The following is a 22,073-nucleotide window of genomic DNA, read 5'->3' on the forward strand; positions in this document are numbered from 1 at the left end:
ACTTCTGCGATTAATTTTTCCTCAACGCAATCACTCTCATCTATAACTCCTTTAATTTCATATGATTAGCTCTTCACACCTTAAATCCCTCACCTTGACAGCCAAAATATTCCATGGAAAACTCACTTGCAACTGGTCTAGTCCAGTTAACAAAAGGAGTCACCCGTGGTTACCTTCATTGAGAGCAAGATCATCCCAATCCTCATCCGGATTGGTGAAAACAAAATTTTGGTCGCGGTGCGTAACGGGATTGCCCTGACGCTACCGTTTACCATCACTGGCAGCTTGTTCCTGATCATCGCTAACTTACCGATCCCCGGCTGGAGTGAATGGTTAGGTTCATGGGCCGACAAAATCAGCGCCCCGGTGGCCGTCACCTTTGGCGCGATAGGCGTAATTTCCGCCGTGGGCATCAGCTACAACCTGGCTAAAGAGTACAAGCTGAATGCGATAACCTGCAGCGCGGTCACGTTGGTGGTGTTTCTGCTGGCGCAGCTGAACGACAAATATCAGCTGAACGTCGATAACCTTGGGGCCGCGGGCCTGTTCTCCGCGATCATTCTGGCGGTGCTGACGGTGTATATCATCCGCTGGTTTATCACTCATGAGATTGTGATTAAGCTGCCGGATGGCGTTCCCCCCGCGGTGGCGCAATCTTTTGCCAGCCTGATCCCGGCGGCGGTGACGATTACGCTGGTGTGGTTTGTCAGAGTAATGCTTGGCTTTGATATCAACCAATTCTTTACCCAGCTCCTCAGCCCGCTGGTCAGCGGACTCGGCTCGCTCCCGGGGATGTTGGTGCTTATCTTCCTGATCTCACTGCTGTGGTGCTGCGGGATACACGGCGATAACGTCCTCTCCGGCATCACCAGTCCGATTTTCCTTAAATACATCGCCGAAAACACTCAGGCGTATTTAAACCACCAGCCCATTCCCCACATTACCGCCGACGGCTTTTACATTGTCTTTATGTGCATCGGCGGCACCGGGGCCACGCTGGGTCTGGTACTGGCGATGCTGCGCTCTCGCAGCAAATTGTATAAATCGGTCGGGAAACTGTCCCTGCCCTCGGCGGTATTTTGCATCAACGAGCCGGTTATTTTTGGCTGCCCGATTGTCTTCAACCCGCTGCTGATGATCCCTTTCACCCTGACGCCGATGCTGCTGTGTATTTCCACCTACAGCCTGATGTACTTCGACATCATCGGTCGCCCGGTGCTGCAAATTCCCTGGACCATGCCCCCGATCCTCGCCGCCTGGTTTGTGACCGGAGGCAATATTCCGGCGGTGTTGTGGTCGCTTTGTACCGTCGTCATTTCCGTGGCTATCTACTTCCCGTTCTTCAAACTGCTTGAGCGCCAGCAGCTACAAAAAGAGCGGCAAGAACAACAGAGCGCCCCTGATTCCGTACTGAATACTGATTCCGCATTGTAAAAAGGATACCTGATGAAAAAGCTCAAAATTGTCACCATCGGCGGTGGCTCAAGCTATACCCCGGAACTGATCGACGGCTTTATCAAGCGTTATGATGAATTGCCGGTCACCGACTACTACCTGCTGGACATTGAGGAAGGCAAAGAGAAACTAGAGATTGTCGGCAAGCTGGCGCAGCGGATGGTAAAAGAAGCCGGGATCCCGATGAACATTCACCTGACGCTCGACCGCGCCGAAGCCTTAAAGGACGCCGATTTTGTCACCACTCAGCTGCGCGTAGGCTTCCTCGATGCACGCATTAACGATGAAAAAATCCCGCTGAAATATGGCGTGCTCGGTCAGGAAACCACGGGACCCGGCGGCTTTATGAAGGCCCAGCGCACCATTCCGGTGCTGATGGATATCTGCCGCGATATGGAAACCTACTGCCCGGACGCCTGGCTGATTAACTTCACCAATCCGGCAGGGATCGTCACCGAAGCCATTACCCGGCATTCGAACATCAAAAGCATCGGCATTTGCAGCGGCGCTAACAGCATGTTGATGGACATCGCTAAAGCTTATGAGGTTGAGAAGAAAGACGTTTACGCCCGTATCATGGGGCTGAACCACCTCATTTTTGCCGATCAGATTTTCATTAAAGGTGAAGATTACACCGAGGATTTCATGGAAAAACTGGCGTTGGGCAGCGCCAGCAACTCACTGAAAAACATCCCGGATATCGGCTTCTCCTCACGCTTTGCTAAAGCCCTACATATGTACCCAATTTCCTACCTGAAATATTTCTTCCTGACCCGCGAAATGGTCGAGGCCGCGCAGAATGATGCCCGCACTAAAGGCACGCGTGGGGAACAAACCCGCGAGATTGAACACCGCCTGTTTGAGCTTTATCAGGATGAGCATCTCGCCCATAAACCGAAAGAACTGGAAAAGCGCGGCGGGGCCTGGTACTCCGACACCGCCTGTTCCATCATCAGTTCGATTTATAACGACAAGAAAGAGATCCACGTGGTCAACACCCCAAACAATGGGGCGACGCCGGATCTGCCGGATCACGTCACACTGGAAACTAACGCCGTTATCGACCGTCAGGGCGCGCATCCTTTGGCCTACGGGCGGTTACCGGTCAAAATTCGCGGTCTGATCCAGAGCGTGAAAGCCTATGAAGAACTGGCGGTGGAAGCAGCAATCACTGGCGATTACAGCACTGCCCTGATGGCGCTGACCATTAACCCACTGATGCCGTCCGCTACGCTGGCGGAAAAAATTCTGGATGAATATCTGGAAGTGAATCAACGCTATTTACCGCAGTATTCCCCTAACGCTAAGGAACAGGCATGAAAACGCATATTTCCCCAGATTACCCGCAGCTGTGTCAGGCCGTGGCGCAAAAAGTCATTGACTGTGTGAAGGCCAAGCCGCAGGCGCTGATCTGCATCGCAGGCGGTGACACGCCGCTTGGGGTGTTTGCCGCGCTGGTCGAGGCGCAAAAACAGGGCAGCGTGGATTTCTCGCATACTCAGTTTCTCGGGCTGGATGAATGGTTAGGCCTCGGTAAAGCCGATAAGGGCAGCTGTCGCGAAATGGTCTGGCATCATTTCTTCGATAAGCTGACGCTGCGGGAGGAACAAATTTGCTTCTTCGATGGGCTTACCGTTGACCCACAAGCCGAATGCCAGCGCGTCGATGCGTATATTGCGCAGCATGGGCCGATTGACTGCATCGTGCTTGGTATCGGCATCAACGGTCATATCGGCTTTAACGAACCAGGCGCGTCGCTGGATAACAGTTGCCATGTGATTGACCTTGATCCGGTCACTCAGGCGGTGTCGGTGAAGTATTTCGATACCCCACGCGTAGTGAAACAGGGTATTTCGCTGGGGCTAAAAACCATTCTGGCCGCGAAGAATATCGTGGTCATGGCGAGCGGTGAGAAGAAGGCAGCAATTGTCGCGCAGACGGTGAATCATCCAGCGAGTCGCGATATTCCGTCAACCCTGGTGAAAACCGTGGCACAGGCGAGTTTATATGTGGATAACGCGGCGGCAAGCGCGCTGTAACACGCGTCGTCTGGCAGGTCGTGTTGCGCCTGTTAGCGTTCGATACGCAGGTTTTTGACCCGGAAAATATCGGCCCGGTTGTAGCTGATGGAATAGTTAAACGCCGTTTTATCGGCCAGGCGGGTCACTTCAGTAATTTTCAGCATCGGCTGACCGGGTGTGATATTCAGTAACGACGCCAGCTCATTATCAAACAGCGCCGCTTCAATAATCGAGTCGGCGTCTTTGATTTTCTTACCGGTATACTCTTCGATATAGCCGTACAGCGAGCCTTCTTTGAGCGTCGTTTCCGGGATAGTCGCAATCACGCGCTGTGGAATGTTGCTGTCTTCCACCAGCACCGGATTACCGTCCAGTAAACGAATACGACGAATAAACCAGACGTTGTCTCCAGCAGGGATTTCCAGGTGCTGCGCTAAGGTGGCATCAGCCTGAATGAGGCTGAAGGCCAAAAGCTGACTGCTGACGCTGACGCGTCCCTGAAATTCGCGGGAAAAACCAAGAATGCTGTCGCTGGTTTCATTATTCAAAAGGTACACATTGGTGGCGCTGTTTTTCAGCACGAACATCCCCTTGCCGTGAATGCGCTCGATAAACCCTTCCTGCACCAGGTTATCCATCGCTTTCTGCACCGTCACCCGGGTGACGCCATACAGGCTCGCCAGCTCGCGCTCGGAGGGAATGCTTTCACCTTTTTTGTAGACGTGATTGAGGATATCGCTCTTGATGCGTTCCTTAATCTCAATGTACTTGTGTACTTTTTGCATCATGACCTCGGACAAATACCGGGTGGCGCACGACGCTTCCCCGGCCTACATTTCCACGCAGGCCCGGTAAACAGAGTACCACCGGGCTTGCGTTCTACTGCTTATTCCGGGCGATAGACCTTCACATTGGCGAAGCCCTGCTCGCGCAGATACAGCGCCTGCAGGCGGCTCATCACGCCACGCTCACACCACAGCAGATAGGTTTTGCTCTGGTCGAGATCGCCAAACTGAGTGCTGAGTTTATAGAACGGCAGTGATGCCACTTCCACACCATCCAGCTTCAGCGGTTTGTCATCCTGCTCGTCAATCGAACGAATATCGAGCACCACGTCGGTGGCGGCAAACTCAGTGACGGTTTCGACTTCAACCACTTCCTGCTGGGTCTGCTGAGCAATTTCGCGGATATCGACGTTGTTGGCTTCCGCCACCACTTTGTCGAGGATCGCGAAATCAAAGTTCTGCTCTTCGGCTTCGATTTTTGCCTTCACCGCTTTAACGGTTGGACTCTTCGAAATCACGCCGCAGTATTCCGGCATGGTGCGGGCAAAATCTTCGGTACCGATTTCACGCGCCAGATCGATGATGTGCTCTTTATCATGGGAAATCAGCGGACGCAGAATCAGCGTATCGGAAACGTTGTCGATCAGACGCAGGTTGGTCAAGGTCTGGCTGGACACCTGGCCCAGCGCTTCGCCGGTCACCAGCGCCTGCACGCCGTAGCGTTCTGCCACCTGAGACGCCGCACGCATCATCATGCGTTTGAGCACCACGCCCATCTGTCCGTCGTCGACTTTCTCAAGAATTTCGCCGACAACAGGCTCGAAGTTGATCGCCACAAAACGCACCCGGTGCGAACTGCCGAAGCGGTTCCACAGATAATGCGCCACCTGACGAACGCCGATTTCATGCGCGGCACCGCCAAGATTGAAGAAGCAATAATGCACGCGACAGCCACGACGGATAAGCATGTAGCTGGAGACGCCGGAGTCAAAACCACCGGAGATCAGCGACAGCACATCTTCCTGAGTACCGATTGGGAAACCGCCGATACCTTCGTAGCGGCCTTTGACCAGCAGCAGACGATCGTTATCGATTTCCAGATTCACGGTGACGTCTGGCTTGGTCAGCTTCACGCGTGCCGTTTCGATGTGTTGATTCAGCCCACCGCCCACATAGCGCTCAACTTCAATGGAGGAAAAATCGTGCTTACCGCGACGCTTCACGCGCACGCAGAACGATTTTCCCTCCAGCGTCTCGCGCCACAGCGGCAACGTCTGCTCGAAAATGTCGTGCATCGAGGTGAACGGGACGTCTTCCACTTCCAGAATATGGTGAATACCGGGAATACGAGTCAGCGCATCGCGAATAATCGGACGCTGATCTTCGTCTTTAGCACGGACTTCAATGTGATCCCAGTGACGAACGACGGCAAGCGTCTCGTCGTACTGCTTAAGAACGTTACGAATATTCCCGGTCAGAATTTTTATAAAGCGCAAACGCACAGATTGGCTTTTGATGGTGATTTCCGGGAACAATTTAATGATAAACTTCATGGCGGCAATGGTTCGTTGGCAAACCCATTCGGGTCTGTAGACAAAAAATACAGCAGCCATGACTTCCCGGCTGCATCCAGGCGCGGAAGTATACCACCATCGCGGTGAACCTGCGCGTTACCATTATGCGTTATTTAAACCAGAGCAGGACTTCGCTACCATAGGCAAGTCGCGACATAACAAGAGTCAAACATTCACTATGCCAAAGAAAAATGAAGCGCCAGCCAGTTTCGAAAGCGCACTGACTGAACTTGAGCAGATTGTTTCCCGTCTCGAAAACGGTGACTTGCCGCTGGAAGACGCGCTGAACGAATTTGAGCGCGGCGTGCAGCTGGCGCGTCAGGGCCAGGTGAAGTTGCAACAGGCCGAACAGCGGGTACAGATCCTGCTGGCCGATAACGAAGATGCCCCGCTGACTCCCTTCACGCCGGACGCCGAGTAAAAAATGGATTTCTCGCAACAGTTACAGGCCTGCGTTGAGCGGGCCAATGAAGCACTGCGTCAGTTCATCGCCCCGCAGCCCTTTCAGAACACTCCGCTGGTTGAAGCCATGCATTATGGTGCACTCTTAGGCGGTAAGCGTCTGCGCCCATTCCTGGTGTACGCCACCGGTAGCATGTTCAACGTCAGTCTTTCTACGCTGGATGCGCCCGCCGCAGCGGTAGAATGCATTCACGCTTATTCATTGATCCACGACGATCTGCCCGCGATGGATGATGACGATCTGCGCCGTGGTCAGCCGACCTGCCATATTAAATACGGCGAAGCCAACGCGATTCTGGCCGGTGATGCGTTACAAACGCTGGCATTTTCTATACTCAGTGATGCACCGATGCCGGAAGTGGCCGATCGTTTCCGTCTGGCGATGGTGTCTGAACTGGCGCAAGCCAGCGGCGTGGCGGGGATGTGCGGCGGTCAGGCGTTAGATTTAGAGGCCGAAGGCAAGCAGGTTGATTTAGCCGCCCTTGAGCGCATTCATCGCCATAAAACCGGGGCGTTGATTCGTTCCGCCGTGCGCCTGGGTGCATTGAGCGCCGGAGAAAAAGGCATGGCCGCGCTGCCGGTGTTAGATAAATACGCCGAGAGCATCGGTCTCGCATTCCAGGTGCAGGATGACATTCTGGATGTGGTAGGGGATACTGCGACCCTCGGCAAGCGCCAGGGTGCCGATCAGCAACTTGGCAAAAGCACCTATCCTGCCCTACTGGGCCTTGAGCAAGCCCAACGTAAAGCCCGTGATCTGATTGATGACGCCCACCGGTCCTTAACCGTACTGGCCGCGCAGTCTCTGGACACCACGGCACTGGAAGCGCTAGCGAATTACATTATTCAGCGCGATAAATAAAACATCTTGTGAGCTTCTGATGAGTTTTGATATAGCCAAATACCCGACGCTGGCACTGGTGGAATCCACTCAGGAATTGCGTCTGCTGCCAAAAGAGAGCCTGCCGAAGCTCTGCGACGAACTGCGTCGCTACTTGCTCGACAGCGTGAGCCGCTCCAGCGGACACTTTGCCTCCGGGCTTGGTACGGTGGAACTCACCGTGGCGCTGCATTACGTCTATAACACCCCGTTCGATCAGCTGATCTGGGACGTGGGCCATCAGGCTTACCCACACAAAATTTTGACTGGCCGTCGCGACAGAATTGGCACCATTCGCCAAAAAGGCGGACTGCATCCGTTCCCATGGCGCGGTGAAAGCGAGTACGACGTGTTGAGCGTTGGGCACTCCTCTACCTCCATTTCCGCCGGGATTGGCATCGCCGTCGCCGCAGAAAAAGAAGCCAAACAGCGCCGTACCGTGTGCGTCATTGGCGACGGTGCGATCACCGCCGGGATGGCCTTTGAGGCGATGAACCACGCGGGTGATATCAAGCCCGACATGCTGGTTATCCTGAACGATAACGAAATGTCTATCTCCGAAAACGTCGGCGCACTGAATAACCATCTGGCGCAGTTGCTGTCCGGCAAGCTTTACTCTTCGCTGCGCGAAGGCGGCAAGAAAGTGTTCTCCGGCGTTCCCCCCATCAAAGAGCTGCTCAAACGCACTGAAGAACACATTAAAGGCATGGTGGTGCCCGGCACGCTGTTTGAAGAACTCGGCTTTAACTACATTGGCCCGGTTGACGGGCACGACGTATTGGGCCTGGTTACGACGCTGAAGAACATGCGCGACCTGAAAGGCCCGCAGTTCCTGCACATTATGACCAAAAAAGGTCGTGGCTATGAGCCAGCGGAAAAAGATCCGATCACCTTCCACGCGGTGCCGAAATTCGACCACACCAGCGGCGTGTTGCCAAAAAGCAGCGGCGGCCTGCCGGGCTATTCAAAAATCTTCGGCGACTGGCTGTGCGAAACCGCAGCCAAAGACAACAAGCTGATGGCGGTCACTCCGGCGATGCGTGAAGGCTCCGGCATGGTCGAGTTTTCGAAGAAATTCCCCGACCAGTATTTCGATGTCGCGATTGCCGAACAGCACGCGGTCACCTTCGCGGCGGGTCTGGCGATTGGCGGCTACAAGCCGGTAGTGGCGATTTATTCGACCTTCCTGCAACGTGCCTACGATCAGGTTATCCACGACGTTGCCATTCAGAAACTGCCGGTGCTGTTTGCCATTGACCGGGCGGGTATCGTCGGTGCCGATGGGCAAACGCACCAGGGCGCGTTCGATCTCTCTTATCTGCGCTGCGTCCCGGATATGGTCATCATGACCCCGAGTGATGAAAACGAGTGTCGCCAGATGCTGTTCACCGGTTATCACTATAACGACGGCCCAAGTGCGGTGCGCTATCCACGCGGCAGTGGCACCGGCGTTGCGCTGGCTCCGCTGGAAAAACTGCCGTTAGGCAAAGGTATCGTTAAACGCCAGGGTGAGAAAATTGCCATTCTGAACTTCGGCACCCTGCTGGCAGACGCCGCCATCGTGGCAGAGAAACTCAACGCCACGCTGGTCGATATGCGCTTTGTGAAACCGCTGGATGAATCGTTGATTCTGGAGATGGCCGCACGCCATGAGGTGTTGGTCACGCTGGAAGAAAACGCCATCATGGGCGGCGCGGGCAGCGGTGTGAATGAAGTGCTGATGGCGCACCGTAAACCTGTGCCAGTGCTGAATATTGGCCTGCCGGACTTCTTTATTCCGCAGGGTACGCAGGAAGAAGCGCGGGCTGACATCGGCCTCGACGCAGCCGGAATCGAAGCCAAAATTAGCGCCTGGCTGGCCTGATCCCTCCCCCTTTCCGCTCCTGCTATGCTTATTATTATGTTCATCGCAGGAGTGGAACCATGCAATACAATAAATTAGGAACGACCGACCTCAACGTCTCCCGGTTATGTCTCGGCTGCATGACCTTTGGCGAGCCCGATCGTGGCAACCATGCCTGGACGCTTCCGGAAGAGAGCAGTCGCCCTATTATCCAACGCGCGCTGGAAGGCGGGATTAACTTCTTTGATACCGCCAACAGCTATTCCGACGGCAGCAGCGAAGAAATTGTTGGCCGGGCATTGCGTGATTTCGCCCGCCGGGACGAGATTGTGGTCGCCACTAAGGTTTACTATCCCTCAGGTGATTTAACCCAGGGGCTATCGCGAGCGCAGATTCTGCGTTCCATCGATGACAGCCTGACACGGCTGGGCATGGAATATGTCGACCTGCTGCAAATCCACCGCTGGGATTACGACACGCCGATTGAAGAAACGCTGGAAGCGCTGAATGAGGTGGTGAAAGCCGGGAAAGCGCGTTACATCGGCGCATCCTCGATGCATGCCTCGCAGTTTGCCCAAGCGTTGGATTTACAGAAACAGCACGGCTGGGCACGCTTTGTCACCATGCAGGATCACTACAATCTGATTTATCGCGAAGAAGAGCGCGAGATGCTGCCGCTGTGTTATCAGGAAGGCGTGGCAGTCATCCCGTGGAGCCCACTGGCACGCGGTCGTCTGACCCGACCGTGGGGCGAAACCACCGCCCGCGTGGTGTCTGATGAAGTCGGTAAAACGCTCTACAGCACCACCGACGAAAATGATGCACAGATTGCCGAGCGGCTGGCGAATATCGCCGAGGAACTGGATGTGACGCGGGCACAGGTGGCGCTGGCGTGGCTATTAAGTAAACCCGGCGTGGCCGCGCCCATCATCGGCACATCGCGAGAAGAACAGTTGGATGAGTTGCTGAACGCGGTGGATATTACGCTCAAGCCCGAGCAGATTGCCGAGCTGGAAACCCCTTATCAACCGCATCCGGTGGTGGGGTTTAAATAGGCACGATTACCCTCACCTCAAAGGGGTGAGGGTTTTATCAAATAATTCCCATCGGCCAGTGATGGCCAATCACATACAGCAACCCGGCAGAAATAATCCCCGCGACGATATCATCGACCATAATGCCCATCCCGCCGTGCACGTTGCGGTCGAACCAGCGGATTGGCCACGGCTTCCACATATCGAAAATACGGAAAATTACAAATCCGGCGGCGACCCACTGCCAGTCGTTAGTAGGTAACGCCATCAGGGTAATCCACATCCCGACAAACTCATCCCAGACAATGCTGCCGTGATCGTGAGTGCCCATATCTTTCGCCGTACGGTGGCAGATATACACCCCGATACAGATGGCGAACATCACCATCAGCGAGTAGAGCTGCCATGGCAAGAGGGTCATCAGATACCAGAAGGGAATCGCCGCCAGCGAGCCCATTGTACCCGGCACAATCGGGCTGAGCCCGCTGCCAAATCCAGTCGCCAGCAGATGCCACGGGTTGAGCATACTCAGGCGGCTTTTTGCTACGTCTCTACTGCGCAAAATGGTCGTACCCCTTCCAGTCGAGCGTAACCGGCTTACCGTCACGCTGAAAATGCAAACCTTCCACATCGGCGCTGATTTGGCCGATGCAGGTGTAGCCCATGCCGAAATTCCCCAGCGCCACGTCCAGCGCGCCGCGATTCAGTTCCGGTACGGTGAAACAGAGTTCATAATCTTCACCGCCAGACAGTGCCCAGCGCAACGCCTGATCGGGGTCAACGTGACGTTTCATGGCATCTGAAAACGGGAGTGAATCGAGGTCAATCCTGGCCCCGCATTCGCTGGCGTTCAGAATGTGGCCCAGGTCGGAGATAAGACCGTCGGACAAGTCGATAGCCGAATGCGCCAGATTACGCAGCGCCTGTCCGGTGAGGATACGCGGGGTCGGATTCAGATGACGCTTGACCAAATAGTCTGCGTCCGGCTGATTGTCGACCTGCAAACGGTCCTGCAAAATCGCCAGCCCCGCCGCGCTGTCACCCGGCGTGCCAGTGACGTAAATCCAGTCGCCAGGTTTTGCACCCGAGCGTTTCAGCGCCCGGCCTTCCGGCACCAGGCCATGAATGCCCAGCGTCATCGACAGCGGCCCCTTGGTGGTATCACCGCCAATCAGCTGCATATCGTAATAATTAAGTTGTTCAAACAGGCTATCGCTAAAAGCGGCCAGCCAGCTTTCATCGACCGAAGGCAACGTTAACGCCAACGTCAACCACGCCGGGTCTGCGCCCATTGCGGCCAAATCACTTAAATTCACCGCCAGCGCCTTACGGGCTAAATCAGCGGGATCGATATCCGGGAGAAAATGAATGCCGGATACCAGCGTATCGGTGCTGATCGCCAGAGTCTGTTTTTCAGGGATATTAAGCAGTGCGCAGTCGTCACCAATACCGGTTTCAACATCAAGACGGGAGCGTCGAACCCGGTCAAAATAACGGGCTATCAGGGAAAATTCGCCGCATGCCATACGTCATGCCTCAGCAGAGAAAAGAGAAGGCCGAAGAACGCGGGAAAACCGCACTCTCCGGCCTGCAGATTACTTTTTGCGGGGACGGATCGCCGGAGCTGCTTTATCCAGCACGCCGTTAACAAACTTATGGCTGTCTTCGGCACCGAAGGTTTTCGCCAGTTCGATAGCTTCGTTGATGGCCACTTTGTACGGCACATCGTCACGCTTAGCCAGTTCGAACAGGGCAATACGCAGCACGGCTTTCTCTACCTGACCCAGTTCTTCCAGCAGACGGGACAAGTACGGTTTCATCAGGCCGTCGAGATACGCGCTGTTGGTCGCCACTCCGGTCAGCAGTTCACGGAAGTACACGACGTCGACGTCTTTCACGTCCTGTTCCGCCAGGAACTGATATTCAACATCAGAGATGTCGTTTTTGGATAACTGCCAGGAGTAAAGCGCCTGGACAGCACACTCACGGGCGCGGCGACGAGCAGCAGGTTTCACGGATTTCCCCTTACAAAAAATCAGGCCTTGATGGCTTTCAATACATTGATCATTTCAAGCGCGGTCAGTGCAGCTTCTGCACCTTTGTTACCGGCCTTGGTGCCAGCACGTTCGATGGCTTGTTCGATGCTTTCGGTGGTCAGAACGCCAAAAGCGACCGGGATTTCACTGTCGTGCGCAACCTGCGCCAGACCGTTGCTTGCTCCACCGGCCACGTATTCAAAGTGAGCTGTACCGCCACGGATAACGGTGCCGAGTGCCACAACCGCATCGTATTTACCGGTTTTCGCCAGAGCGGCAGCTGCCAGAGGCAGTTCATACGCACCTGGAACCCAAACCACGGTAATGTTTTCATCTTTCATCTGACCGATACGCTTCATAGCGTCAATCGCCCCTTCCAGCAGGCTGTCATTGATGAAGTTGTTGAAACGCGCGATGGTGATGGCGACGCGAGCGTCCGGGGCAGCAACGTTAGCTTCGATAATGTTCATACTTTTCCTTTTGGGATTCGACTTACCCCGAGGGGGGCGGATTTTATCATAATAATTCACGCGCGGCTTCCCTATTTCGGACTGCCTTACGCCGGGATTAAATGCAAACAGAGATCCGGCCCGACCGGACGTATCTCGCTGAAACTAAATTGGGGCGCATCGGCCAGTTTCTCAAGCCCTGGCAGGACACATAATCCCCGGGCATCGCTGCCTAACAGTTTAGGCGCAACGTAAACAATCAGCTCATCGACCAGTCCCGCCTGCAACAGCGCACCGGCCAAGGTTGGGCCGGCTTCCACCCACAGACTGTTAATCTGCTGTTTGCCCAGTTGCATCATCAGCAGGACTAAATCGAGATGACCGTTATGCTCCGGGATTTGTAGGCTGCGCACATTTTCCGGCCATTCGCGGGTGTCTGCTTCGCAGCGCGCAAACCAGGTTTCGCCCGGCTGATGCACGAGGCGGTGCTGAGGCGTGACGCGGTTTTGCCGGTCAATAACAACGCGGATCGGCTGGCGCAGATTTTCCTGCGGATAGCGCGCCTGCACCTCAGCATTGAGTTCGTTCCAACGCACGGTCAGGGCCGGATTATCAGCCAACACCGTCGCGTCGGTGGTCAAAATCGCGTGGCTTTCCGCGCGTAAACGCTGCACGTCGCGGCGTGCCTGCGGGGAAGTTATCCACTGGCTTTCACCGTTGGCCATTGCCGTGCGGCCATCCAGCGACGCACCCAGCTTAAGCTGAATATAAGGAAAACCCGTGCGCATCCGCTTGAGGAAGCCTTTATTCAGGGCTTCCGCTTCGCTCATCATCAGCCCGTGGCTGACCTCGATGCCTTCCTGTTGCAGACGATACAGCCCACGCCCCGCCACCTGCGGATTCGGGTCCTGCATGGCGGCGACCACTCGGCTGACGCCAGCAGTAATCAGCGCTTCGCAGCACGGCGGCGTGCGCCCATGATGGCTGCAGGGTTCGAGGGTGACATAGGCGGTCGCGCCTTTAGCTTTCTCGCCCGCCATGCGCAAGGCGTGGACTTCGGCGTGCGGTTCCCCGGCACGGTAATGGGCACCTTCCCCGACGATTTCACCGTCTTTCACAATCACACAGCCGACGCGCGGATTCGGATGGGTGGTAAACCGTCCCTGACTCGCCAGCTTTAGCGCGCGCGCCATGTACATTTCGTCGTGCATTATCAGTCCTGTAAGCGGGCGATTTCTTCGCCAAACTCTTTAATGTCTTCGAAGCTGCGATAGACGGAAGCAAAGCGGATATAGGCCACTTTATCGAGTTTTTTGAGCTGCTCCATCACCAGGTTGCCAATTTGTTTGCTCGGCACTTCGCGTTCGCCGGTAGCCCGCAGTTGCGATTTAATATGGTTCACCGCCATTTCGACATCATCAGAGCTGACAGGGCGCTTTTCCAGCGCTTTCTGTAAACCGCTGCGCAATTTGTCTTCATTGAACGGTTCGCGAACGTCGTTGCTTTTCACCACCCGCGGCATCACCAGTTCTGCCACTTCGAAAGTGGTAAAACGTTCATTACACACCAGGCACTGACGGCGGCGGCGTACAGAAGAGCCTTCCCCGACCAGACGGGAGTCGATCACTTTGGTATCTACGGCTAAACAAAATGGGCAATGCATGGCGCGTCCTGACGATGAATAATCACATTTTCCTATTTTACCACGAGCCACCCAGCTGCGTCATTTTGAGACAAAGCCCCGATGGCAACCCGAACGATACTGCTACCATTACTCTCGACAGAATACCGTAAGGAACCCTAACGATGACACGACGTTTACTTCGACTTCTGGCGCTGGGAAGCCTGTTTACCCTGAGCGCCTGCGCACAGCAACGTGAAGTCCACCAGATGCAGCAGAGCGTCAGCGCGCTGAATCAGGATATGACCAAGCTTAATCAGGAAACGGTAAAAATTACCCAGCAAAACGCACTGAATGCCAAATCGGCCAGCGGCGTTTACCTGTTACCGGGCTCCAATACTCCGGCGCGTCTGGAAAGCCAGATTGGCACCCTGCGGATGTCGCTGATGAATATCGCGCAAAATGCTGACGGCATGCGTGCTACGCTGCGTATTCAAGGCGAATCCAACGATCCGCTCCCGGCGTTCAGTGGCACCGTGGAATGGGGTCTGATTCAGGGCACCACCGACAGCTACCAGGAAGTGAACGTCAAAAATCAGCTGATCAATGCCCCGGCTAGCCTTCTGGCACCGAGCGATGTGGATATTCCGCTCCAGTTGAGCGGCAGCGATCCGAAACAACCGGTCTTTGTTCGCATACATGACATTCAGCCTGTGAATACGCAGTAACCCTTTGTCGCCGGATAGCGTCTGTTATCCGGCTATTTCTTCTTTTCGCTCCCCCTTCGACACCGACAGCAATCCTTTCTGTTTTTCAGAAAACCCTGGAAACATCCGCGATAATCCGTACAATCCCCGCCGTCAAAGTGCGCAAACGTGAACGCAATCGATTACGTACTTGAGAGAATTGTGAAACACCACATATTTTTGTGAGCAATGATTCTTATAATAGGCCTCGCAGAAAACAGTTACATTTAGAAACGCCCCAGCGTTTTTTTTCACTCCCCGAAAGGGATTTCAAAAAGTGGCATTATTATGAAAAAAACATTACTTGCAGCCGGTGCAGTGCTCGCGCTTTCCACGTCTTTCACGGCAGGTGCAGCTGAAGACAACAGCAAACCAGAGTATGTCTCTGACTGGTGGCACCAGAGCGTCAACGTGGTAGGCAGCTACCACACCCGTTTTGGGCCGAAAATCAATAATGACGTTTACCTGGAATATGAAGCGTTTGCCAAGAAAGATTGGTTCGACTTCTACGGCTATATCGATATCCCAAAAACCTTCGGTGCGGGTAATGGTAACGACACCGGTATCTGGGATGACGGTTCACGCATGTTTATGGAAATTGAGCCACGTTTTTCCATTGATAAGCTGACCGGCACCAGCCTGGCCTTCGGTCCGTTCAAAGAGTGGTACTTCGCGAACAACTACATCTATGACATGGGTGCGCATGGCAACGATGCCAGCAAGCAAAGCACCTGGTACATGGGTCTGGGTACCGATATTGATACCGGTCTGCCAATGAGTCTGTCTCTGAACGTATATGCAAAATACCAGTGGCAGAACTACGGTGCAGCGAACGAAAACGAGTGGGACGGTTACCGCTTCAAGGTGAAATACTTTGTGCCGATCACCCAACTGTGGGGCGGCCAGCTGAGCTATATCGGCTTCACTAACTTTGACTGGGGTTCAGATCTCGGTAACGAAGATTTCCGCGACCTGAATGGTAAGAAAGCGCGTACCAATAATTCCATCGCATCCAGCCACATCCTGGCGCTGAACTACGATCACTGGCACTACTCGGTAGTCGCACGTTACTGGCACAACGGTGGTCAGTGGAATGACGACGCAAGCCTGAACTTCGGCGACGGTGATTTCAGCGTCCGCTCTACCGGTTGGGGTGGCTACCTGGTTGTCGGTTATAACTTCTGATAATCAGCGTTAAGCGATAAAGCCCGGCGGCGCAGGCTTGCCGGGCCTACGTGATGGTTTTCGTAGGCCTGGTAAGCGTGAGCGCCACCGGGCATTTACGATTTACGGCTTACACGACAACGCACTCGTAGGGTCCAGCAACCACGGCCTCAAATATCCCACGGTATTGGAAAACGGCAGCACGCATTCCGGCAATCGAATGCCCACTTCATGTTCAATAAACGCCCTTCTCGCCTGAACTCGTGCCCACAGTTGCGGATAATCCGCAGCAAGTTGTGCGCGCAACACCTCATCCGCCAGCGCTACCGTATCTTCGATGCTCGCTCCGCCGTAGCCGGGTCGGGAAGGAATGATATCAATTTGCAGCAGCATCCCGCTGGCAAGTGGGATCGCGGAATCGGCTGACACCGGGGAGCACAGCCACTCTTCATCCGCCACCAGATGCCCTGGATTCAGATGCCAGTGATAGTCCACCTTCGGTAACACGCCTTCGATCAGCTGATACAGTTCGCCGCCGGTCATTCCTGGGCGAATGTTTTCCAGCCACGCCACCACCGCACGGAAATAGGGGATAGCCACCACTTCAAGATAATCGCTGACCGCGTCGGGTAACTGTGCCGCAGATTCAACCACGTAAGCGCCCCGGCTGCTCAACCCGCCTTTATAACTGGTGGTCAGAGAAAACTTATCCCCCAGCTGCACCGTTTTATCGCCGGGATAGAGATTCGCATCGGCGAAGCGCTCCCCGGTGGCGGCAATCATCACCACGTTATTCGGCTGACCGTCCGCCGCCAGCAGGCTGGCAATCTGCTTTTCCGTTTTGCCCGGCGCAACGGCATTCAGTGCGCGGAGAATAGCCGTCGATGCCAGATTGGCCCCGTATTCATAATGCGCCAGTTCATTAGCATTATTGATAACGCGCGCGCCAGAAGCGGGAGAAATAAACACTCCCGTCGCATTGCGCAATTCAGCCCCCGGGGCGGCATCTCGGATAGCGTCGACGATAAACGACGGGATGTCGAACATCTGTCGGGTGTTGTCGTTCGCACCGGTAAATAGCTTCCAGCCCGCCAGGCCGAGAGTTTTTCCGCCCGTGATGCCTGCCGTCTGCAAAATTTCGGGCAGTGACTGGGGGTTATCCATCGGCTGATTGGGTAACGAGAACCACGGCGCGTGCAGCACCCGGTTTTTCAGTCGCGCGTGCGGGGCCAGTTTGAGGTTTTCATTGCCAAGCACCAGCCCCGCTTCACCGTCAAGATGCAGCACCAGCAGCGCTTCTTCAAAGCGGGGAATAAACCCGGTCAGATACTCGAAATTCCCGCCATGCTCTTTATCGGCATACACAATCAGGGTGTCGATACCCTGCTGGTGCATCCGGTCCAGCAGCCGCGCTTTGCGCTCGGCAAGCGTGGCATCAGTCAGCGTGACCGAAGGAATGTCCGTCCAGCACGGCGGCTGGGGCATCGTCTTGAGTGAGACGGGTTGCGGGGTTGTCATTTCTGTAGTGTCCTTTAAACAGAGTGTCCGTTCACCCTACCGGAATCGCCGGAATTTGGCATAAAAAAAATCCCGGCCACATGACCGGGATTTGATTTTGCAGAACTGACCTTACGGCAGAATCGAAGGCTGGTCAGCGCCCTCTTTCTCAACTTTCTGCTGGATCAGGTGTTCGCGTTTCATCCCAAGCTTCAGCGCCAGCGCGGAAGCTACGTAGATGGACGACGCGGTACCGATGGAAACACCGATCAGCATCGTCAGCGAGAAGCCTTTCAGCATCGCGCCACCGAACAGGAACAGCATCAGGATAACCATCAACGTGGTGCCCGAGGTGATCAACGTACGGTGCAGCGTCTGGGTCAGGGAGACGTTAAAGATTTCGTAAGGCGTACCGCGACGAATTTTGCGGAAGTTTTCACGAATACGGTCCGAGACCACGATGCTGTCGTTCAGCGAGTAACCAATTACCGACATCAGCGACGCGACGATAGTCAGGTCAACCTCAATCTGGAACAGCGACAGAATGCCCATGGTAATCACCACGTCGTGCGCCAGCGAGATAACGACACCCGCCGCCAGTCGCCACTCGAAGCGGAAACCGACGTACACGAGGATCGAAATCAGCGCCACCAGCAGCGCCATTGCGCCGTTGGTCGCCAGGTCTGCACCCACGCTCGGCCCAACAAACTCAATACGCTTAACCGCAGCGTGCTGGTTGGTGGTCTCGTTGATGACGCTCAGCACCTTGCTGCCCAGTTCCTGACCGCCGGTTTCCCCTTTGGCCGGTGGCATACGCACCATGATGTCGCGGCTGCTACCGAAGTTCTGCAACAGCGGATCGGCGAAGCCTGCTTTTTCCAGTGCGTCACGCATCTGGTCCATGTCGGCCGGTTTTTCGAGGCTGATTTCAATGACGGTACCGCCGGTGAAATCCAGGCCCCAGTTAAAACCACGGACGCCGATGATGATGATGGATGCCACCAGCAGCAGGCCTGAAATGCCAAAGGCCCAGTAGTCCCAGCGCATAAAGTCATGGACTTTACGGCCGTAGTTTAATTGTTCAACAGTATATTCCTGTGCCACAACGCACTCCTCAGATAGACAGCTTGTTGATGCGTTTGCCGCCGTACAACAGGTTTACGATGGCACGGGTGCCGACGATCGCGGTAAACATGGAAGTCGCCACACCGATACCGGTAGTGATGGCGAAGCCTTTGATAGCGCCAGTACCGACCGCGTACAGGATGATAACTTTAATCAGCGTGGTGACGTTCGCATCGAAAATTGAGCTGAACGCGCCGCGATAACCTTCGTCAATCGCCTGCTGAATGGTACGTCCGTTACTGATTTCTTCCTTAATACGCTCGTTAATCAGTACGTTGGCGTCAACCGCAACCGCAAGGGTTAACACGATCCCCGCAATCCCCGGCATGGTCAGCGTGGCCCCCGGCAACAGCGACATGATACCGACGATCAGTACCAGGTTCGCCACCAGCGCAGAGGTCGCGATCAGACCGAACTTCTTATAGAAGAAGATCATGAAGATGATGGAGATAGCCAGACCGGCCAGACACGCTTCCAGACCCTGCTGAATATTCTGCATACCCAGGGTTGGGCCGATAGTACGTTCTTCAACAATCTGAATCGGGGCGATCAGCGCACCGGCACGCAGCAGCAGCGACAGCTGGCGCGCTTCGTTCGGGTTACTGATCCCGGTGATACGGAAGCTGTTACCGAGGCGAGACTGGATGTTGGCGATGTTAATCACCTCTTCCTCTTTCACCAGGATGGAACGGCCTTTCGCATCTTTCTTACCGCTGTCTTTGTACTCCACGAACAGGGTCGCCATCGGTTTACCGATGTTGTCCTTGGTGAAGTTAGACATAATGTTGCCACCCGCGCTATCAAGCGAGATGTTAACCTGCGGCTGGTTGTATTCGTCCTGGCTCGAAGTGGAGTCGGTGATATGGTCCCCGGTCAGGATAACGCGCTTGTACAGCACAACCGGCTGGCCTTCACGGGTATCTTTCACTTCGGAATCGCCCGGAACGCGACCAGAGGCGGCAGCGGACTGATCGACGGTGGTGTTCACCAGACGGAATTCCAGGGTCGCGGTCGCGCCCAGAATCTCTTTCGCACGTGCGGTGTCCTGAATACCCGGCAGCTCAACCACGATGCGGTCGGCACCCTGACGCTGAACCAGAGGTTCTGCCACGCCAAGCTGGTTTACACGGTTACGCAGGATGTTGATGTTCTGCTGTACGGCATACTCACGCGCTTCGTTCAGACGCGCATCGGTCATCACCGCACGCAGCTGGTTGCTGCCCTGCTTAGAGATAACCAAATCGCGATGACGCGGAGTCAGATAATCAATCGCCTGGTTACGGGCCGCATCGTCGCGGAACGTAATGCTCAGACCATAGTTATCTTCTTTACGAACGGTAGTGTAGGCGATGCCTTTCTCACGCAGATCGCTGCGCAGGCCATCAATATTCTGTTCCTGCAATTTACCGAGCGCGGTGTCCATATCCACTTCCATCAGGAAGTGTACGCCGCCACGCAGGTCAAGACCGAGTTTCATCGGCTCTGCGGAAATAGCGGATAACCAGCGCGGGGTTGCCGGAGCAAGGTTTAACGCCACGACAAACTTGTCACCCAGCACGCTCATTAGCGCTTCGCGCGCGCGCAGCTGGATGTCAGTGGAGTCGAAGCGAGCAAGAATTGCGCCCTCTTCCAGCGCCACAGACTTAGCGGTAATTTTTTCTTCTTTTAAGGTGTTCTGGACCTGGATCAGCGTTTGCTCACTGGCGGCGACGCCGCGCGCGCCAGTGATTTGAACAGCCGGATCCTCACCATACAGGTTGGGAAGTGCGTAAAGCAGGCCGACGATAATCACGACGACCAGCATAATGTACTTCCACAAAGGATAACGGTTTAACACGGCAGTTCCCTTTGGGAAAACAGTAGATTACAGCGCCTTCATCGTGCCTTTCGGCAGAACGGCAGCTACGAAGTCACGTTTAATGACCACTTCGGTGGTGTCGTTCAGGGCGATAGCAATGTAGCCAGCTTCAGCTACTTTGGTTACGCGACCCACCAGGCCACCGTTAGTCAGCACTTCATCACCTTTAGCGATGGAGTCCATCAGCTTTTTATGCTCTTTGGTGCGCTTCTGCTGTGGACGCAGGATCATGAAATAGAAAATCAGACCGAACACCACCAGCATCAGGATCAGAGACATCGGGCTGCTTTGTCCCGGTGCACCCGTAGCGGCTACCGCATCAGAAATAAAAAAGCTCATTGAATTTCCCTCATTATTAAAATTAATCAACGTTCAACGGTGGAACAGATCGACCCTGACGTTGGTAAAACTCCGTCACAAAGCTCTCTAATTTACCCTCTTCGATAGCCTTGCGTAAACCCGCCATTAAGCGCTGATAGTAGCGAAGATTATGGATGGTATTGAGACGCGCGCCCAATATTTCATTGCAACGATCGAGATGATGCAAATAAGCACGTGAATAGTGACGACAGGTATAGCAATCACACTCGGCGTCGAGTGTGCTGGTGTCGCTTTTATGCTTCGCGTTACGGATTTTTACCACGCCGTCGGTCACGAACAGGTGACCGTTACGGGCGTTACGCGTTGGCATCACACAGTCGAACATGTCGATACCGCGACGTACGCCTTCCACCAGGTCTTCTGGTTTACCCACGCCCATCAGGTATCGCGGTTTGTCTGCAGGGATCTGCGGACACACATGCTCCAGAATTCGGTGCATGTCTTCCTTCGGTTCCCCTACAGCCAGGCCGCCGACAGCGTAGCCATCAAAGCCAATCTCTACCAGACCTTTGACCGAGATATCACGTAAATCTTCGTAAACGCTACCCTGAATAATGCCGAACAGCGCGTTCTTATTATTCAGAGAATCAAAACGATCGCGGCTGCGTTTCGCCCAGCGCAGCGACATTTCCATCGAGCGCTTAGCGTAATCCCAGTCCGCCGGGTACGGCGTACACTCATCGAAGATCATCACGATATCGGAGCCGAGATCGTACTGAATTTCCATCGATTTTTCTGGATCGAGGAAAATCGGATCGCCGTTGATCGGGTTGCGGAAGTGAACGCCTGCTTCGGTGATTTTACGAATGTCACCGAGACTGAACACCTGGAAACCGCCGGAATCGGTGAGAATCGGCCCTTTCCACTGCATAAAATCGTGGAGATCGCCGTGCAGCTTCATGATTTCCTGACCCGGGCGCAGCCACAGGTGGAAGGTGTTGCCGAGGATAATCTGTGCGCCGGTCGCTTCAACTTCTTCCGGCGTCATGCCTTTCACGGTGCCGTAGGTACCGACAGGCATAAAAGCAGGCGTTTCTACAACGCCACGATCAAACACCAGGCGGCCACGGCGTGCGCGTCCGTCGGTTGTATCCAGTTCAAATTTCATTATTACTCCTGCGTCAGAAAGACAGTCTGACGTG

22 protein-coding genes are annotated in these 22,073 nt (G+C 54.7%); 9 read left to right on the forward strand and 13 right to left on the reverse strand.

The genetic code is table 11. The features are described 5' to 3' along the window. Positions 1 to 165: 165 nt before the first annotated feature. From SIK69_RS03565 to SIK69_RS03575, 3 genes are read left to right on the forward strand one after another with little or no spacing between them, the layout of a single operon-like run. Positions 166 to 1,434: a PTS sugar transporter subunit IIC gene (locus SIK69_RS03565; protein WP_319785417.1), complete on the forward strand. Its 1,269-nt coding sequence runs from the start codon at positions 166 to 168 to the stop codon at positions 1,432 to 1,434. A 12-nt stretch (positions 1,435 to 1,446) separates the two neighbouring features. Continuing rightward, entirely contained in the window at positions 1,447 to 2,775 is a 1,329-nt protein-coding gene (locus SIK69_RS03570) for a 6-phospho-beta-glucosidase (protein ID WP_319785418.1), read from the forward strand. Further along, on the forward strand, positions 2,772 to 3,494 hold the full coding sequence (locus SIK69_RS03575) for a glucosamine-6-phosphate deaminase (protein ID WP_319785419.1): 723 nt from the start codon (positions 2,772 to 2,774) through the stop codon (positions 3,492 to 3,494). The genes SIK69_RS03570 and SIK69_RS03575 overlap by 4 nt, the downstream gene beginning before the upstream one ends. Before the next feature lie 32 nt (positions 3,495 to 3,526). Here SIK69_RS03575 and SIK69_RS03580 read toward each other — a convergent pair whose 3' ends face one another. Both SIK69_RS03580 and thiI read right to left on the reverse strand, forming a co-directional pair. Then, the gene (locus tag SIK69_RS03580; protein ID WP_319785420.1) at positions 3,527 to 4,264 is read right to left on the reverse strand and encodes a GntR family transcriptional regulator; all 738 of its coding nucleotides are present in this window, start codon (positions 4,262 to 4,264) and stop codon (positions 3,527 to 3,529) included. A 98-nt stretch (positions 4,265 to 4,362) separates the two neighbouring features. Then, positions 4,363 to 5,814, reverse strand: coding sequence for a tRNA uracil 4-sulfurtransferase ThiI (thiI, locus tag SIK69_RS03585; RefSeq protein ID WP_319626972.1), 1,452 nt, complete (start codon positions 5,812 to 5,814; stop codon positions 4,363 to 4,365). A gap of 199 nt (positions 5,815 to 6,013) precedes the next feature. On the opposite strand from thiI, the gene xseB reads away from it, so the two are divergent. The 4 genes from xseB to SIK69_RS03605 are packed head-to-tail and all read left to right on the forward strand — an operon-like array spanning position 6,014 to position 10,075. Next, positions 6,014 to 6,256: an exodeoxyribonuclease VII small subunit gene (xseB, locus tag SIK69_RS03590; protein ID WP_319626690.1), complete on the forward strand. Its 243-nt coding sequence runs from the start codon at positions 6,014 to 6,016 to the stop codon at positions 6,254 to 6,256. Between the two features lie 3 nt (positions 6,257 to 6,259). Then, entirely contained in the window at positions 6,260 to 7,159 is a 900-nt protein-coding gene (gene ispA / locus SIK69_RS03595) for a (2E,6E)-farnesyl diphosphate synthase (protein WP_319785421.1), read from the forward strand. A gap of 19 nt (positions 7,160 to 7,178) precedes the next feature. Next, a complete protein-coding gene (gene dxs / locus SIK69_RS03600; RefSeq protein ID WP_319785422.1) occupies positions 7,179 to 9,041 on the forward strand; it encodes a 1-deoxy-D-xylulose-5-phosphate synthase in 1,863 nt (620 codons plus the stop codon). 59 nt (positions 9,042 to 9,100) lie between these two features. Beyond that, complete coding sequence (locus SIK69_RS03605) at positions 9,101 to 10,075, forward strand: aldo/keto reductase (RefSeq protein ID WP_319785424.1); 975 nt, start codon at positions 9,101 to 9,103, stop codon at positions 10,073 to 10,075. 37 nt (positions 10,076 to 10,112) lie between these two features. Here SIK69_RS03605 and pgpA read toward each other — a convergent pair whose 3' ends face one another. The 6 genes from pgpA to nrdR all read right to left on the reverse strand — a co-directional run bounded on the left by pgpA (position 10,113) and on the right by nrdR (position 14,202). Then, the gene (gene pgpA / locus SIK69_RS03610) at positions 10,113 to 10,685 is read right to left on the reverse strand and encodes a phosphatidylglycerophosphatase A (RefSeq protein ID WP_374941296.1); all 573 of its coding nucleotides are present in this window, start codon (positions 10,683 to 10,685) and stop codon (positions 10,113 to 10,115) included. Continuing rightward, positions 10,606 to 11,580: a thiamine-phosphate kinase gene (gene thiL / locus SIK69_RS03615; RefSeq protein WP_319626685.1), complete on the reverse strand. Its 975-nt coding sequence runs from the start codon at positions 11,578 to 11,580 to the stop codon at positions 10,606 to 10,608. Before thiL ends, pgpA begins: the two co-directional genes overlap by 80 nt. 69 nt (positions 11,581 to 11,649) lie before the next feature. Continuing rightward, entirely contained in the window at positions 11,650 to 12,069 is a 420-nt protein-coding gene (gene nusB / locus SIK69_RS03620) for a transcription antitermination factor NusB (protein WP_110511508.1), read from the reverse strand. A gap of 20 nt (positions 12,070 to 12,089) precedes the next feature. Continuing rightward, positions 12,090 to 12,560: a 6,7-dimethyl-8-ribityllumazine synthase gene (gene ribH / locus SIK69_RS03625; RefSeq protein WP_110511509.1), complete on the reverse strand. Its 471-nt coding sequence runs from the start codon at positions 12,558 to 12,560 to the stop codon at positions 12,090 to 12,092. An 86-nt stretch (positions 12,561 to 12,646) separates the two neighbouring features. After that, complete coding sequence (gene ribD / locus SIK69_RS03630; protein ID WP_319785425.1) at positions 12,647 to 13,750, reverse strand: bifunctional diaminohydroxyphosphoribosylaminopyrimidine deaminase/5-amino-6-(5-phosphoribosylamino)uracil reductase RibD; 1,104 nt, start codon at positions 13,748 to 13,750, stop codon at positions 12,647 to 12,649. A 2-nt stretch (positions 13,751 to 13,752) separates the two neighbouring features. Further along, complete coding sequence (nrdR, locus tag SIK69_RS03635) at positions 13,753 to 14,202, reverse strand: transcriptional regulator NrdR (protein WP_110511511.1); 450 nt, start codon at positions 14,200 to 14,202, stop codon at positions 13,753 to 13,755. 143 nt (positions 14,203 to 14,345) lie between these two features. Here nrdR and SIK69_RS03640 point away from each other — a divergent pair, with 143 nt between their 5' ends. Together SIK69_RS03640 and SIK69_RS03645 are read left to right on the forward strand one after the other, a co-directional pair. Next, entirely contained in the window at positions 14,346 to 14,888 is a 543-nt protein-coding gene (locus tag SIK69_RS03640; protein ID WP_319626683.1) for a SadB/YajI family lipoprotein, read from the forward strand. 306 nt (positions 14,889 to 15,194) lie between these two features. After that, positions 15,195 to 16,091: a nucleoside-specific channel-forming protein Tsx gene (locus SIK69_RS03645; RefSeq protein ID WP_319626682.1), complete on the forward strand. Its 897-nt coding sequence runs from the start codon at positions 15,195 to 15,197 to the stop codon at positions 16,089 to 16,091. Positions 16,092 to 16,193: 102 nt separating this feature from the next. Here SIK69_RS03645 and SIK69_RS03650 read toward each other — a convergent pair whose 3' ends face one another. The 5 genes from SIK69_RS03650 to tgt all read right to left on the reverse strand — a co-directional run bounded on the left by SIK69_RS03650 (position 16,194) and on the right by tgt (position 22,039). Then, complete coding sequence (locus SIK69_RS03650; RefSeq protein WP_319785426.1) at positions 16,194 to 17,588, reverse strand: M24 family metallopeptidase; 1,395 nt, start codon at positions 17,586 to 17,588, stop codon at positions 16,194 to 16,196. A gap of 111 nt (positions 17,589 to 17,699) precedes the next feature. Then, entirely contained in the window at positions 17,700 to 18,671 is a 972-nt protein-coding gene (gene secF / locus SIK69_RS03655) for a protein translocase subunit SecF (protein ID WP_319626680.1), read from the reverse strand. A 10-nt stretch (positions 18,672 to 18,681) separates the two neighbouring features. Continuing rightward, positions 18,682 to 20,529: a protein translocase subunit SecD gene (gene secD / locus SIK69_RS03660; protein ID WP_319626679.1), complete on the reverse strand. Its 1,848-nt coding sequence runs from the start codon at positions 20,527 to 20,529 to the stop codon at positions 18,682 to 18,684. Positions 20,530 to 20,556: 27 nt separating this feature from the next. Continuing rightward, positions 20,557 to 20,889, reverse strand: coding sequence for a preprotein translocase subunit YajC (yajC, locus tag SIK69_RS03665; protein WP_097161468.1), 333 nt, complete (start codon positions 20,887 to 20,889; stop codon positions 20,557 to 20,559). A gap of 22 nt (positions 20,890 to 20,911) precedes the next feature. After that, the gene (gene tgt / locus SIK69_RS03670; protein ID WP_319626678.1) at positions 20,912 to 22,039 is read right to left on the reverse strand and encodes a tRNA guanosine(34) transglycosylase Tgt; all 1,128 of its coding nucleotides are present in this window, start codon (positions 22,037 to 22,039) and stop codon (positions 20,912 to 20,914) included. Positions 22,040 to 22,073: the final 34 nt, after the last annotated feature.

Source organism: Scandinavium lactucae (genome assembly GCF_033843265.1).
Classification (GTDB): Bacteria; Pseudomonadota; Gammaproteobacteria; order Enterobacterales; family Enterobacteriaceae; genus Scandinavium; species Scandinavium lactucae.